The sequence below is a fragment of the Candidatus Kapaibacterium sp. genome (assembly GCA_025059875.1).
In the GTDB taxonomy this organism is placed as follows: Bacteria; Bacteroidota; Ignavibacteria; order Kapaibacteriales; family HRBIN21; genus HRBIN21.
On the sequence record JANXCT010000002.1, the window covers coordinates 101,744 to 117,244 of the forward strand.

10 protein-coding genes and 1 tRNA gene are annotated in these 15,501 nt (G+C 57.5%); 7 read left to right on the forward strand and 4 right to left on the reverse strand.

Going from position 1 to position 15,501, the window contains the following annotated elements:
- Positions 1-4 precede the first annotated feature (4 nt).
- On the forward strand, positions 5-958 hold the full coding sequence (locus NZ960_03105; protein MCS7176604.1) for a hypothetical protein: 954 nt from the start codon (positions 5-7) through the stop codon (positions 956-958).
- On the opposite strand, the gene NZ960_03110 is transcribed toward NZ960_03105, so the two are convergent.
- Positions 953-4,507, reverse strand: coding sequence for a multifunctional oxoglutarate decarboxylase/oxoglutarate dehydrogenase thiamine pyrophosphate-binding subunit/dihydrolipoyllysine-residue succinyltransferase subunit (locus NZ960_03110; protein MCS7176605.1), 3,555 nt, complete (start codon positions 4,505-4,507; stop codon positions 953-955). The genes NZ960_03105 and NZ960_03110 overlap by 6 nt on opposite strands.
- A gap of 142 nt (positions 4,508-4,649) precedes the next feature.
- Between NZ960_03110 and NZ960_03115 the strand changes: the two genes are divergently transcribed.
- From NZ960_03115 to NZ960_03135, 5 genes are all read left to right on the forward strand, one after another.
- On the forward strand, positions 4,650-6,542 hold the full coding sequence (locus tag NZ960_03115; protein ID MCS7176606.1) for an OmpA family protein: 1,893 nt from the start codon (positions 4,650-4,652) through the stop codon (positions 6,540-6,542).
- A gap of 51 nt (positions 6,543-6,593) precedes the next feature.
- Positions 6,594-7,313: a gamma-glutamyl-gamma-aminobutyrate hydrolase family protein gene (locus NZ960_03120; protein MCS7176607.1), complete on the forward strand. Its 720-nt coding sequence runs from the start codon at positions 6,594-6,596 to the stop codon at positions 7,311-7,313.
- A gap of 60 nt (positions 7,314-7,373) precedes the next feature.
- Positions 7,374-7,446: transfer RNA gene (locus NZ960_03125), tRNA-Gly, on the forward strand.
- A gap of 182 nt (positions 7,447-7,628) precedes the next feature.
- Positions 7,629-11,594: a type IX secretion system sortase PorU gene (gene porU, locus NZ960_03130; protein MCS7176608.1), complete on the forward strand. Its 3,966-nt coding sequence runs from the start codon at positions 7,629-7,631 to the stop codon at positions 11,592-11,594.
- Between the two features lie 21 nt (positions 11,595-11,615).
- Positions 11,616-12,689: a PorV/PorQ family protein gene (locus NZ960_03135; protein MCS7176609.1), complete on the forward strand. Its 1,074-nt coding sequence runs from the start codon at positions 11,616-11,618 to the stop codon at positions 12,687-12,689.
- Positions 12,690-12,694: 5 nt separating this feature from the next.
- On the opposite strand, the gene NZ960_03140 is transcribed toward NZ960_03135, so the two are convergent.
- Positions 12,695-13,537: a hypothetical protein gene (locus tag NZ960_03140; GenBank protein MCS7176610.1), complete on the reverse strand. Its 843-nt coding sequence runs from the start codon at positions 13,535-13,537 to the stop codon at positions 12,695-12,697.
- Positions 13,534-14,181: a hypothetical protein gene (locus NZ960_03145; protein MCS7176611.1), complete on the reverse strand. Its 648-nt coding sequence runs from the start codon at positions 14,179-14,181 to the stop codon at positions 13,534-13,536. Before NZ960_03145 ends, NZ960_03140 begins: the two co-directional genes overlap by 4 nt.
- A gap of 58 nt (positions 14,182-14,239) precedes the next feature.
- Here NZ960_03145 and NZ960_03150 point away from each other — a divergent pair, with 58 nt between their 5' ends.
- The gene (locus NZ960_03150; protein MCS7176612.1) at positions 14,240-14,815 is read left to right on the forward strand and encodes a pseudouridine synthase; all 576 of its coding nucleotides are present in this window, start codon (positions 14,240-14,242) and stop codon (positions 14,813-14,815) included.
- A gap of 1 nt (position 14,816) precedes the next feature.
- Here NZ960_03150 and NZ960_03155 read toward each other — a convergent pair whose 3' ends face one another.
- Positions 14,817-15,473: a hypothetical protein gene (locus NZ960_03155; protein ID MCS7176613.1), complete on the reverse strand. Its 657-nt coding sequence runs from the start codon at positions 15,471-15,473 to the stop codon at positions 14,817-14,819.
- Between the last annotated feature and the right edge of the window lie 28 nt (positions 15,474-15,501).

Genomic DNA, 15,501 nt, shown 5'->3' on the forward strand with positions numbered 1-15,501 from the left:
AGATATGGGAACGAACACTTTTTTGTTGCTGGTTGCGAAATGGGATGCGGCTGAACAGCACCTGAGCGTGTTGGAGGACCGAGTTGCTGTCGTTCGCCTCGGCGAGAATGTAGCCCGAACTGGCAGGATTCGGGAAAGCAGCATAGAGAGGGCAATCGAAGTAGTCAAGTTTTACAACAACTTATGCTTAATTCGCCAAGTTGCTCTCATTTGGATGGTAGGTACGGAAGTGTTTCGGCGATCGCTCAATGCCATTGATGTCGTTGAGAAACTGAGGAAATATTTTACAGCGCCCTCATCAGTTGTGATACTTTCCCCAGCAGAAGAAGCTAGGCTGAGTCTCTATGGCGCTGTTTTTGGTGATTTCCCAGATGGGCCTATCACCGTGGTAGACATCGGCGGGGGTAGCACTGAGATTGTTTACGGAAGTAGAATGGAAATCAATAGCTTTGTCTCGATCCCGATAGGTGCAGTATGGCTACAGGAGCACATAGACGCTAAGGGCTGGGACATCCAAGAATCTATGAGTTTTGTCAGCGATATCTTGCGGAAGTGGCTTCCTCCTATTCCCCAACTACCGGGACACGCATATGCTGTAGCTGGCACACCTATAACTCTTGCTGGGCTTCTGGCAGGCCTCCCCTACCAGCGCTGGTGGGAGGTGCATGGTGCACTGTTGACCCGCCACGAGGTTACATGTTTACTTCAGTGGCTCTGGAATACTCCGATAGAAGAAAGGCGCCGCCATCCCGCTATCCATCCACAACGGGCCGATATACTCCCGGGCGGTACCCTGATCTTAGCAGCCATCATGGAAGCCCTTCAACTCTCTGCAGTTCGTGTCAGCATTTATGGGCTTCGATACGGAGCGCTATACGAAAAGCTGAAAGATTGGGAAGGAGTAGATATTGCCAGGTTGGGCAGCCTCAAGGTAAGCTATGGGCCTCGATCGCTATGAAAAGCAGGCCTCTATGAATCGTCGCTGTTCTTGCTCATGGAATAGGAAAGAACCGGTCGCTGGACTGGCACCAGCAGGGCGACCAACATATGATAGATCCCATCCAAAATTAGCGTGGAGAACTGGTCCAAGGGAGAGGGCCATGTGAGACCATGCTCCCATATTTTGAGGCTCTTCCTGAACCCAGACTATCCGCCGGGCAGCAGGGTAGCAACGCAGAACTGAGAAAAGCTTCTCTGTGTGGATTGGGAAGAGCTGTTCCACGCGGATAAGAGCTGTATCCCAGCGCTCATGGAGCTTCCGGTACTCCCATAGCTCGTAGAAAACCTTGCCACTACACAGCAGAATCGTTCGTACCGTTGAAGGATCACGTCCAACGAGCGGATCGTCGAGGACCTCCTGAAATGAGCCTTCGACGAGATCCGTCACTGGGGAAACGACCATCGGATGCCGCAGAAGGCTTTTGGGTGTCAGCACGACTAAAGGTTTACGGACCGGGGACAGTAGTTGACGTCTCAGTAGGTGGAAATACTGAGCGGGGGTCGTAGGGATGCAGACATACATGTTCCCATCGGCGCAGAGCTGAAGGTATCGCTCGATACGAGCGCTAGAGTGTTCTGGACCCTGTCCTTCGTACCCATGCGGAAGTAACAGGACAAGGTTGCTCTGTTGTCCCCACTTAGCTTCCCCACTGCTTATGAACTGGTCTATGATGACCTGGGCGCCATTCGAGAAGTCTCCAAACTGGGCTTCCCAGATAGTAAGACCATGGAGAGTCTGGATACTGTAGCCATACTCAAAGCCTAAGACAGCAAGCTCACTGAGCGGACTGTCGTATATCTCCAGGAAAGCCCTCTGTTGGGGAAGGATATGGTTGAGCGGGATGTACTCGCGCTCCGTCTCCACATCAATCAGCACAGCATGGCGCTGACTGAAGGTACCGCGCCGAGAGTCTTGCCCACTTAGTCGGACTGGGAAACCTTCAAGGAGCAGGGTTCCAAAGGCTAGCAGTTCGGCCGTCGCCCAGTCGACTCCGCGTTCTAGAGCGGTTGCGCGATACCGGATGAGCTCCTGAAGCTTGGGATGCAGATGGAAGTCCTCTGGTACGCGCCCTAAGGCAGCTGCCACTGCTTGTAGTTCAGAACGTGGGACTGCCGTCATAACAGGTTGCAGCACTGTGGTGACAGCTGTCCTTTGGGGAGGCGAGGTGACGGAAGGGGGACGACGTTCTGAGAATGCTGTATTGAGCTGTTGGAGGAAGCCATCGGCCATCTGTCGCTCCTCAGCTTCGGTCAGTATGCCCTCCCGAAGCAGGCGCTCCTTGTAGAGCTGCCGTACACTGGGATGATGGCGGATACGGCGGTAGAGTAAGGGTTGCGTATACGTTGGCTCGTCTGCCTCGTTGTGACCGTACTTGCGATAGCAGAAGAGATCGATGACAGCGTCTTCATGGAAGTTCATGCGATACTCTAGGGCTAAAAGAGCAGCTGTCACCACCGCCTCCGGGTCGTCGCCATTGACGTGGAAAATGGGGGCTTGGACCATCTTTGCTACATCTGTTGGGTAGACCATGGAGCGTGCGTCCACGGGTTCAGTGGTGAAGCCAATCTGGTTGTTGACGATAATGTGGACCGTACCGCCAGTTGTATACCCCGCCAGCTTAGAGAGGTTCAAGGTCTCAGCAACGATTCCCTGCCCTGCGAATGCCGCATCTCCATGGATGAGGATTGGGAGGACACGACGGCGGTCTCTATCGCCCAGCTGATCCTGAAGGGCTCTAGCCATGCCCTCTACCACTGGGTCTACCGCTTCTAAGTGGCTGGGGTTGGAGGCCAAGATGAGCTGCAAGCTCTGCCCTGTTGTAGGGTGCACGTAGAGCCCACGAGCCCCCAAGTGGTACTTAACATCACCGGAGCCATGGAATGAGAGCGGATCGGCTTCTCCTTCAAACTCATCGAAGATCCGCCGGAAAGACTTCCCGACGATGTTGGCCAATACGTTGAGCCGCCCTCGATGGGCCATGCCAATGACGGCGTACTCGAGCCCTAGCTCTATGGCTCTCTGGAGGATCGTGTCCAACAGGGGGAGTAACGACTCCCCGCCTTCCAGCGAAAAGCGCTTGTGTCCGACGAACTTGCGGTGTAGGAACTGCTCAAAAATCTCTGCCTCCAGGAGCTTCTGGTAGACACGGCGCCGCTGCTGGTCCGAAAGGCGGATCGAATGTCGGAGCCGTTCCATCCGCTCTTGTATCCAGCGGCGACGTTCAGGGTCCTGGATGTGCATGAATTCTACTGCAATGGGACCACAGTAAGAGTCCCAGAGCACTTCTAGAACCTGCCGTAAGGTTGCCTTCTCGTACTCCCCTACTCCGCCAGTGTGAAAGTGTCGGTCTAGGTCCCAGATAGTGAAGCCGTAGTGCGCGGGGTCAAGGTCTGGATGGTAGTCCCACGTATCGCGTAGAGGGTTCGTTTGCGCAATTAGATGGCCGCGGACACGGTACGAGCGGATCAATTGCGCTAGTCGCTCCTCCTTGACGCCAGGCTCTACCGTGGTATCCTCTGCCCAACGGAACGGAGGCATGGGTAGCCGGAGTTCGCCGAAGATGGACTCATAGAAGCCTTCCGTCCCCAGCAGGAGCTGCTCGATGAAGGCCAGGAACTCTCCAGATTCTGCACCCTGGATAATTCGGTGATCGTAGGTGCTTGTGACGACTAGCACTTTGCCGAGCGTGACCTGTGCAAGGATTTCCGCGGGAGTTGCTCGCAGCTCTGCTGGGTAAGCGATGGCTCCTGTAGCCACAATGAGGCCCTGCCCTTCTGGCAGCCGTGGTACCGACATGACAGTGCCAAGCATACCGGGATTCGTCAGTGAGACCGTGGCACCAGTAAGCTCTTCTATTGTTAGACGCCCTGTCCGTGCACGCTCCACAAGCTCGTCATAGCGGCGGACAAACTCCGAGAACGAGAGAGTCTGGGCATCTCTAATGACAGGAACAAGCAGTGAGCGGCTACCATCCTTGCGGACAACATCAACGGCAATGCCGAGATTGAGAGAGTGACGACGGACGCGGTAAAGTCGGCCTCCCACCGTAGCACAGGCATCGTTGAGATGGGGATAACGCTTGAGCGCTTGGACAACAGCCCAAGCTAGGAAGTGCGTAAAGCTCAGCTTGGGCTGGGAGCGACGCTGCAGATAGCGATTCGCCAACCACCGATTCTCCTCCAGGAGCTTGACAGGAATAGCGCGGAACGAGGTGGCTGTTGGCACAGTCAGGCTCCGCGCCATGTTCTGGGCAATCCGCTCTGCAACGCCATCCAGTGGGAGAAGCTCATCCGTCGGCAGAAGCCAGGATGGACGGTCCGAAGGTACGGCGCTGACCAACCCTGGTTGTGACTGGGCCGGGAGTGTTAGACCATCTCGACCGTTAGTTCTCTGGCTTTCGAAGTATTGGCGCCACTCCGGAGGCACGGAGTCAGGGTCTGCTAGGTACTGTAGGTATACCTCGCGGATGTATGCGTCGTTAACGGAAGGCACCTCTAGAGGTTGCATCGCTATCTGGAATCAACGGTTCTAACACGCCCGGAGCTAAAAGACGGACGTTACCAGAGTATAGTCCTAGCATAGCACGCGCGCCGCTGTTGGGGGTCCTAACTTTCCTAACTTTGTCGAGGAGTTGGGTAGCAGGAGTTTCATGGTGATAGTTGTTGCAGCCGCCGTTGCGCTAGGATGGCTTGGGGGAACGGCGCTACAGGCTCAGATGTCCCTATCCCTCCGTGCAGCCCTTCTTCAGACATGGCATGCTGCAGAGCTCAGAAGTACCTCTGGCATTGTTGACTGCGGGACCTTTCGGTCCGGTTCAGGACAAGGTTGGGGTGCTGCAGTTGGGGTAGAGTTCCCTGTCCTCTCCCCGCTGCGAGTAGAGCTTTCCGCCCTGCTGAGCCAGCGGGGGGGCACACTGGTTACCCAGACTACCTTCCCAATACGGGATACGGTGACGGGTGATGTCCTTGATGTCACAACCGAAGCCCAGCTGGAGAGCCGATGGCTTGTCGGAGAGCTCCAGCCAGCCCTTGTCCTCCCAGTTGGAAGGCGTTTTCGAGCAGTTCTTGGCGGTCGCATCGGGCTGCCGCTCGTTGCACGCTTTCGCCAAGTTGAGCACATCCGATCTCCAGACACCGTGCTGTTTCTGATGCCCGACGGACGACGTCTACGGACTCGGCTCCTCGCAGAAGGAACCTTCTCTCCCCTGCTCGTTCCTCACGTAGGACTGACGGCTGGGTTGGAGCATTCGGTCTCCATCGGAGCAAGTATCCGATGGCTACAGCGGGCTGTCGTAGAGTACAACCTCACCAGTTTCCTACTCGATGCACGATGGCGGCCCTGGTCAGCGCGAGCGGAGACAGGGATTCGCCTTGAGATTCCTTTATCTTCGCCTCTACCTGTACCTCCTTTACTACCTCCTTCTCCACCTCCGCCTCCCCGCCCTGAGCCGCCGTTGTTGTCGCTCCAGCCCGCAGAGATTACGGGTTACGTGCGGACGGGATATGAGTTACTGGCTACACCACCGATTGTCACAGCGGTCTTCTTCGAGCACGACTCTGCCCGTGTCCCTGAGCGATACGTACGGCGTAATGTCCCGCTGGAGGAGATCTTCAGCCTAGACCCGCTGACAGCACACCGCTATGTGCTCCCGTACGTTGCAGAAGTCTTGCGCCGCAATCCTGCAGCTCAGGTGGTGCTGGAGGGTGCAACGTCAGCAGAGGATGAGTCCGGAGGAGAGGAGCTTGCTCGACAGCGGTGTGAGGCTGTCTCACAAGCTCTCCAAGCCCTTGGGGTTCCTGCAGGGCGGATCAGCACGAGATGGCGCCTGCTGCCGCGAGTTCCTTCTAACCCCGCGTATCCAGAGGGGCGGGCTGAGAATCGGCGGGTGGATATCGTCATCCAGAATGCTGCCTCGATAGAGTACGTGCGACAACAGTTGTTCAGCGAGTTCGTAGGGGTGGCACGCCTGCGTATTGATTGCCGCAGTTTCGATGAAAGAGCTAGCCTTGAGCTTCGAGCGTCGTGCAGTGATACCCTGCTACGCTTGCCGTGCCATGATGGTGTTGTTGAGCTCCCCCTACAGTGCCGCCTCCCTGCTGAGAGTCCGGGGCTACCACTCGTTGTCTCAGCCACGGTTCCATCAGCAGGCACTGCCACAGATGCCCATATGGAGCTAGCGCTACAGGAGTATCCTCGCGATAGTGTCCTTCTCGATACACGGCGCTTTCGGGCAATCCTCCGCTTTGACTACAACAGCTCAGTCCTAACCTCGGAGGTAGAGGAACGTTTGAGGCAACTGGTAGCCATCCTTCCTCGACAGGCCCGCGTGAGGATTTACGGCAGTAGCGACGCGCTTGGCACAGAGCGCCGGAATGTCGAGCTCACGGCCGAGCGTGCTCAGCGAACGGCGGAGTTCCTCCGCCGTCTTGCTCCGGGACTGCAGGTCCAGACACTGCCGCTGCCAGCGGCTCGCAAGTTCCCAGAAGACCTCCCCGAGGGGCGTTTCCTGAACCGCTCTATTTGGGTAGAAGTCGAACTGTGAAGCTAGGCAGTTCAGGGATAGAGTTTGTTGTAGAAGTCCCGCGGAGAGTACATGGAGCTCCGGGTTGCGTTCTCAAAGGCGAGCGGTGAGCCGAAGTATAGGAACTACGTCGAGTGGCTTTACCGGGTGATTCCTGAGATGGTGGCTGTGGATATTTCCGCTGTGCAAGACCCCGTAGAGGCTTTACAGGAGTGTGCTGGGCTCGTGCTGACTGGGGGGCCAGACATCGCACCCTACCGCTATGGCCGACCGGAATACGCTCCGCTGTGTACGGAGACCCCGGACGAGGAGCGGGATGAGCTGGAGCTGAGAGCCATCCAGCAGGCAGTTGAGCTCAAGATGCCAATCCTGGCTATCTGCCGCGGAGCTCAGGTCCTCAACGTCGCCTTCGGCGGGACCTTGATTGCTGACCTACCAACTCAGCGTCAGACCCCGGTTACCCACTGGAAAGTGGAGGGCAAAGACTCTATCCACGACGTCACCGTGCTACCAGCAACGCTCCTCTGGAAGTACACCCATGTAGAGCAGTCCGAAGTTGCCAGCGCCCATCACCAAGCGGTTGAAGAACTAGCTCCCGTCTTCATGCCCTCTGCCCTTGCTCCAGATGGGGTTGTAGAGGCCTTCGAGTGGGCCAATCCAGAAGACCGAGGCTTCCTAATTGCTGTGCAGTGGCATCCGGAGCGGATGCCATGGGAGAACCCTCTATCGTCGGCCCTTGCGGAACGCTTTGCGCTAGAGGTAGAGAGCTATGCCCGGCTCTTCCGCTGCTGATCCGGACGGGATGTCGAGGATATGGGTCCAGCTTTGTATTTTTGCGTCCGGCAAGCGAATGCGGGAATAGCTCAGTTGGTAGAGCACGACCTTGCCAAGGTCGGGGTCGCGGGTTCGAGTCCCGTTTCCCGCTCAGCGACGCGAGTCGCCACTTCCTCTCTATGCTGCATGCCTTGCCATCGCCTTCCCCAGATGGCAGGGCATTTTTTTACACGAAGCCTATAGTTCGGTCGTTTTAGGAAGCCAGCAAAGTGAGACAGCCATGGGTGGAGCGATAGGCGACAGTGACGGTGTTCGATAGCCTCTCTGCTCTCCATGCGATATTGGCCGGTATGGTGGTGTGCTATCCTCTTCAGCGTGGGAACTAATGCCGGAGGGCAGCATCCGGGTGTCAAAGTCATCCTCTCCTCGACGGAGGAGCTTCGGTTTACCTATCACCCAGTGCAGGGGGTTCCAAAGCACGGTATTCCGGCATTTTTGAGCATCCAAGCAGCAGAGCTGCGTGGGAGATCGTCGGAGGATTGGGTGGTTCCAGTCGTTGAGTTCCCGATTACAGTTCCAGGGCCGGATGCACTCGGCGGTATAGAGATACTCAGGGTTGAGAGCTCACGCTCCCAAGGACTGCCGCCAACAGTTCGTGAACTAGCCCTACGCTGGGGCGGGTCACTGCTAATGGGTCCCGTGCCGGAGCGATGGGCAGAGCTCGTCTACGGCGGCGTAGCTCGGGACCGACATGTGGGGTACGTCCGCTTGCGTTGTGCTCTTCCCGTTCCTGAGCTTGGGGTGACGGAGGTCCTTCGGGGTATAGAGGTCCGGGTTCGGTTCCTTCCTGAGCGCGCTGTCCCACCACCGAACTGGTTGGGGTTAAGGGAACGCCTAGGGATTCGGTGGACGCTGAATGATGAAGTTGCTCATAGCTGGTATGCCAGCGTAGCTGTTCCGCAAGGGCAACGAGTCGTCCTACAGGGGTGGAGAGAGCTCTCCTCTGGGACATGGCTTCGAGTTAAGGTGCGGGAGGAGGGAGTCTACCGAATTACGGCCGAGCAGCTCCGTCAGCTCGGTATTCAGATTGCTCCAAACGACATCCCGACACTGAAGCTGTTCGGTACAGGTGGGGAACCGCTGCCGGAGGCTGTTGCCACAGCGTTGGAAGAGCACGTTGTGGAACAGCCCATTGTGGTCCGCACAACGGCTGATGGACAGCTCTCGGAGATCATCTTCTATGGGGCTGCACCATCAGGCTTTCGGTATCGAGCCGGAGAGTTTGAGCACTTCGTGAACCCTTACACTGATGCCAACGTCTACCTGCTGACCTGGGGCGGAGGGCCAGGGTTGCGTGCTACGCCCCTCCCACCCCCTGCAGCGGACAGTATCTACCGCCCGAGCTCTTTTACCGCTCGACTGTTTCGGGAGGAGGAGCTCTATAACCCCTTCACACTTCCATCAGGGCAGGATTGGTTTGGACAGATTGTCGACCCTTCACTCCCAGTGGTCCTCACTACCCCATTGCCGGGATTGGAGCGATCGGGGAAGGTGCGCTATCGGTTCGTCGTCGTCAATCGTGCAGCGGTACTGGCCCGGTTCCGCGTCTTCGAGAGAGAACGGATGCTATGGGAAGGGAGCCTGCGTGCCACGGCTGGTTACACCGAAGCCGTAGCCACTGCTCCCATCACAGTGGAAATCCCAGCAGAGCTACTGGCTAGGGAGGAACGCAGTGTGCTTCGGTTCGTCTATACTCCACAGTCAGGCTCAGGCTTTGGGCACATTGATTGGGTTGAGATCCACTATCCTCGCCGCTTCGCTGCCCACAACGATGTTTTGGAAGTCTTCACTGAGCCTCAGTGGGAAGGTGTGATTGAGATTAGCATCCCTGGCTTTTCAGACAGGGAGGTTTGGGGCTTTGATGTCACAGACCGGCGCCGTCCACTCCTACTACAGAACTTAGCCCACTCCTCCGGTACCTTCGTCTTCCGGACCTCCCAAGAGCGCAACCGGCCACGCCGCTTCTTTCTGAGCGCTCGGTTGCTGAGTCCCGAAATCGAGCGGACACAGGTCGCGGGATTGCGTGACCGTCGTCGAGGAGTGCCATTGGTGATCATCACCCACCCTGCCCTCCAGCAATCTGCTGAGGAATACCGACGCTACCGTGAAGCTACCGGGCTCCAAGGGATCGTCGTCACTGTGGATGCTATTGCGAATGAGTTCGCAGCAGGGATTGCTGATCCAACGGCTGTGAGGAACTTCTTGACGTTTGCCCTAACTGCATGGCAGCCTCCGCCGCTCTTTGTCCTCCTCTGGGGAGACGGTCACCACGACTACAAGAACGTCTCAACCCAACAGCCCAACTACGTGCTAACGTACCAATCCCACATCCCTCAGACCGGCTCGCTCGATGGGCAAATCGTCTACAACGCCATCTTGAGCTACACCACGGACGACTACTACACCTGGCTTGTAGGTGAGGACCCGCTGCCAGATATCGCCTTGGGCCGAATCCCTATAACTTCCGACGCTGAGGGCCGGTGGATGGTGGATAAAATCCGGAGCTACGAGCAACGTTCAGCCCCGGGTATCTGGCGGACTACCATCACGCTCGTTGCTGACGACGGACCAACCAGCGGCGGAAGCGACTATACGCTGCACACTGGGCAGAGTGAGGACCTCAGTCGTCAATTGCCAGCTTTCCTCATCCAGCGGAAGCTCTATCTCGCGGAGTACCCAACAGAGAATGTTCCTGGGGGACGCCGTAAGCCCAGAGTGACTCAGGACTTGGTAGCATCGGTTAATGCTGGCACAATCCTCCTCAACTGGATCGGTCACGGCAATCCTCGCCTCTGGGCCCACGAACAGGTGCTAGAGCGAGAGACGACCATTCCACTCTTCCGGAATGCCGACCGGCTCTTCTTCTTGACAGCTGCGACATGTGATTTTGCTCGCTTCGACAATCCGCAGGTCCCGAGCGGTGCGGAGGCGATGGTACTAAGCCGCTCCGGTGGAGCCATCGGAGTATTTGCTGCATCGCGGCTGGTCTACCCTACCCCGAACGCTGCGATTATGAGCCATTTCTACCGTCTACTCTTCCAGCGCCAACCGGACAGTTCTTTCGCTCCCCTAGGGCTTGTCCATATGGCAACAAAGCTGCAGCAGTTCGATGCCCTCAACGACCGCAAGTATGTCCTACTGGCAGATCCCACCCTTCGACTCCTCTTCCCCACCGGCTGGCTTAGTGTCGACTCCGTCAACGGGAGGGCTGTGACTGACTCGCTTCCACCAGTGGCTGCCTGGTCCCAGCTCCGCCTCAGTGGCCGTGTCCTATCACCGGTGGGACAGCCAGCCGAGCAATTCTCAGGCACGCTCTACCTGCTCTTGACCGATGCACCAGTTTCCGTGGCTGTGCCGGAGACCTTCGGCGGGTACACAACCATCCACTCGTTCACGAAGCTTGGAGGTACGCTGCACCAGGGTATCTATGCTGTCAAAGATGGACGCTGGACGGCTTCATTCGTGATACCGAGCGAGCTGAGCTTCTCTGAACTGCCCGGGAAGTTGTTCGTGGTTGCCTTTTCTCACGACGGGACAGCCTCTGCAGCAGGTCTCTTCGCTAGCCTTCGGTTCGCTGGGTTCCAAGTGCCGGAGGAGCGGGACACTACAGGTCCCCGGATTCGGCTCTACCTAGACGATCCAAGCTTCCGCCCTGGAGATGTCGTGCGCACTGTCCCAGAGCTCGTTGCGGAGATATGGGACGAGTCAGGGATCCATACTGCGGCAACATTAGGACGCCGCATCGAGGCATGGGTGGATGAGAGCCCGTTCGCGATAGACCTCACCCCGCTATTCCAGCCAATGATCGAGCGACCAGGAGCTGGAGTTGTTCGCAAGCCTCTCGTCGGACTGGTTCCAGGCCTCCATCGCGTGCGAGTCCGAGCCTGGGATGTCTACGGCAATCCTTCAACAGCAGAGACAGTATTTCGGATCCCTTCCCAACCAGGCCTAGAGGCTGCCGATGTGTTCCCGAATCCTGCCACAGGCTTCCCAGTGCGGTTCAGCTTCCTCTACACTGGTGTAGAGCCACAACAAGCTGAGCTGCTCATTGCCGACTTGCAAGGGAGGATCCTCCACCGACAAGCCTTCCTTGCCCTGCCTACCCGGCGGGTGGAGATTCTCTGGGATGGGCGCACGAGCGAAGGTACACCCGTAACAACGGGGACTTACGTCTATGGAGTGCGTTTGCGGCCTCCGGCAACTGGTGAGACAGTCCGGATATTTCACGTCATTCGATAGTCCCACAGTGCAGAGACAGCAATGGTCCGCAGGATTCTTGTCATCGCCCTGCTTGTAAGTAGTAGTGTCGTGGCCTGGGCACAGGCAGGGGCAGCTGCAGTCCCCTTCCTTCTCATAGCCCCCGATGCCCGAGCTAGCGGTATGGGTGAAGCCGGCACAGCACTGGCAGACAACATCAACGCCATCTACTGGAATCCGGGGGGCTTGGGCTTTCAGAAGCGACGCCAGATTGCCTTAAGCTTCTCCCGCTGGCTCCCCCAGTTCAACGCCGACCTCTTCTACAGTTACGTCACCGCTGGACAGTACCTCCCACAGGTTGATGGCACTGTGGCTGTCAACTTCATCCTCATGAACTTGGGCGAGTTCGTTCGCACAGACAACCTCGGGAATGTCCTTGGGACCTTCCGCTCGAACGAGTTCACGTTGGGCGTCTCCTATGGCACCCTGGTTGCCGATGATGTCGGAGCTGGCATCCAGCTCCGCTTCATTCGCTCCAACCTGGCACCGGCAGCTCCCGGCGAGTCTGTGGCAGGGGTTGGAACAAGCGGTAGCTTTGACCTTGGGCTGCTGTGGAAGCCATCGCAGCTCTCGGTAGGTGGCCTTGACCTCGGACGGCGGATCTCCCTTGGGATCAACATCCAGAACATCGGTCCGAAGATCACCTACCGTAACGAAGCTGACCCCCTGCCAACCAATCTACGACTGGGCCTAGGGGTACAAGCCGTGAAGGACGAGTTCAACGACCTAAAGTTCGCTGTGGACATCGCCAAACTCATGGTACGCCGGGACAGCCTAGGCTCTGACGCCCTACCGACTTCCTTCATCACTGCCTGGCGGAACCCTGGGGTTGAGCTTGCGATGGGGATGGAGTATTGGTACCAGCAGACTGTAGCGCTGCGGATAGGATACTTCACAGAGCCTTCCCGGTTGGGTAATCGGCGCTTTATGACTTTTGGGGCAGGCATCCGATACGACATGTTTACGCTGGACTTCAACTACATCAACACCATCGAGGAAAACCACCCACTAGCGGGTACGATGCGCTTCTCCCTCTTGGTGGACCTCGGGAGCATAGCGGAGGAGGCAGAGGAGTAGGGCTTTTAGGGCGTAGGAGCTTGTGCAAAGACGCGCGCTCGGAAATCGCTAGCACTCTGGAGACCCTGTTCCGTAACCACAAATGCTACATGCTCCCACGGGGTGCAATCGTAGAGCACCCTTATCTGAGTGAGCGGGCGTGAGGTCAACGGTGGAGCTGTGCCCGCCATTTCTGGACTCCAGCGGCGTTGCAGGAGCTTTTCTCCGCAGCTCACAGCCCAGAGAGGCCGATGTTCTAACCACAAGATGTAGGCTAACAGCGCAGTGCCGACCTTGTGGACGACACCGTCATAGCATAGAGCATCCGAGCCGATGAGGAGGAGGTGTACTTCGGAGATGACAGCGCTTAACTGAGATTCGGCCAGAAGCACGACGGGGAATCCTGCCGAATGGGCCCATTGAGCTAGTCGAACCCCTTCTCTGCCTGGCTCTGAAAGTGTGCAGAACAAGTGTAAGCGCTTGCCAAGCGTCTTCGCTTCCTGCAAGAGGAGCCGAACCTGGGAACTAGACGAGTGGAGGAGGAGAGTTGAGCCGTTCGGGATAGCGGATGCTCCAATACGAGCTGCTTCTCGAACGTGTGACTCAACCAACTGGTAGAATTCCGAGGCTGCATGGACAAAGTCCCTAGCTGTTGATCCAGAGAGATCCTCAAAGCGGAGATAGAGATTCCAGAGGAGCGCCATTGAAGCGTGCGCCGTAGCCAACCGATGTGCCGCATGGCGGAACTCCTCTGCCGAGGCTCCCTCTGCCGCCATCTTTCGGCAAAGGGCGGTGAAACGCCGGAGGAGCTCTGTAGAGCCGTGTCGTCGGTCATTGGCGAGTGCGGAGAGCACTAAAGGCCACTTCATCGTAGTACCTCACCTGTCTCCAAGCTCCACCAGAGCAAATCCAGTGCTGCTGGTGGGAAGCCCAGCTCGAAGGCAATGCGGCAGAAGAGCCCCTCTGCCTGCTCATATTCCTTAACTGAGCCTGATAGGCGCACAGTGTAGCCTAAGCGCTGCATCCAGCGTACGACATGTCGGTCGAGGACTGCTAAGTGCCTCTCCCCAGTGTTTCGCAGGAAATGAGAAGCTTCCTTCATCCCGAATCCGGGTACCTCCACCACGAGTTGGCGCCGCAGTACAGTAACTGGCTGAGGTGTATGACGTAGCTTCCAGAGCCTCGGAAAGAGCTGGTGCGCCAGGAGAAGGCGGCGAGCTTTCGTGCGGTGGAAGCGGATGTAGTGTGAAGGATCCCGAAGGAGACCCTCTATGTCCTCTAGCGGTAGCGGGTGGCGGTAGAAGTCGCATCGTCGGAGTTTCTCTATGGCAGCAATCGCATGACTCGCTTTCGTCAGAGCTGTACAGAGACAGTAGCAGAGCTCGTAGAACGTTGCCTCGGGCTGTTGACCGACAGCAGCAAACTCCTCGAGTCGCTGCTCAATGAGGTGAGCACGCTCAGCGTAGGCCTGCTGGAAGAGGGCTACGAGCTGCCTTGGTACCAGAGACGACATGAGGGGGCTGGTCCGTCAAAGACTCCGAGCTCGGTATTCCCGGTGGCGGCGCAGAGACATGCTCATTGGGTTCTACAAGCCGTACGGCGTGCTTTCTCAATTTACGCCGATCTCAGGTTCTCGCTTCCGGACTCTCGCAGAGTTTGGGTTCCCTCCAGGGGTCTATCCAATTGGTCGGCTGGATGCGGAAAGCGAAGGACTGTTGCTGCTGAGTGATGAACCATGGCTGAACTACCGCCTTCTCCATCCACGCTTCTGCCATCGACGCGTCTACTGGGCGCAGGTAGAGGGTATCCCCACGGATGAGGAGCTGGAACGACTACGCCAAGGTGTCCGAATTGCCGGCGGATACCGAACCCAACCATGCAAGGCCTGGATCCTCTCTCCTCCGCCTCCTGTACCACCCCGCACTCCTCCCATCCGTTTCCGCAAAACCATCCCCACCAGTTGGATTGCCCTAGAGCTTACTGAGGGCAAGTATCATCAAGTCCGCCGAATGACTGCTGCTATCGGACATCCCACCCTTCGGCTCCTGCGGGTACAGATTGGAGACTTCCAACTCTGGACGCTCCGGCCTGGAGAGTGGCGCATTTTGACACCAGCCGAGCGGGCAGCTGTGCTAGTAGCCCTCTGAGCTACAGACCCAGAGCAACCGAGAGCAGTACGGACAGGTATCGTTTCTGCTCTTCTCCGCTACTCCGCCCTATGAGGTTGGCAATAGCGTACCTGGCCTCTAGACCAAGTCCAACAGGCCCGAGTTGAATTCCCAGCCCTATCCCTGCGTCAGCCCCTATCCGGTGTTCGTTCCGTGTGCCAAGAACAAGTGGCACGGAGATTTGCCCCCTTTCCAGGTCGGTTGAAGAGTTGAGAATGGTGTAGCTCAGTTGGGTGCTCAAAGAGAGCCGTACGGCGTATGGTAGGGGAACAAACTCTATTCCCAGACAGATGGGGACGAGGTTCTGCACAGAGACGAGCACCACGAGCGTATCTCCTGACTGAGGGTCAGTGACATACAGACGGCTAGTTGGGAAGCGGACAAGAGAGATGCTGCTGAGGAAGCGGAAGCGCTCCGAAAGGGCTACGCTCGTGCGAACCCCAAGCTGATATCCCAGGCGTACGGCTTCCCGCACCAACGACCGTAGTGTGTCCCCAGAGCGGATGTCACGCGTATTGTACACATCGTTGATCGCCTCACTAGGGGTTGCCAATCCGCCTAGAAAGGCGACTTGGGTCTGCGGCAGCAACGCTGTGGTTAGGAAACAGAAGCTGAGGGCATAGGCTACTAACCGCATTGCCCCGCTACTGCTAGTTGGACTCCGT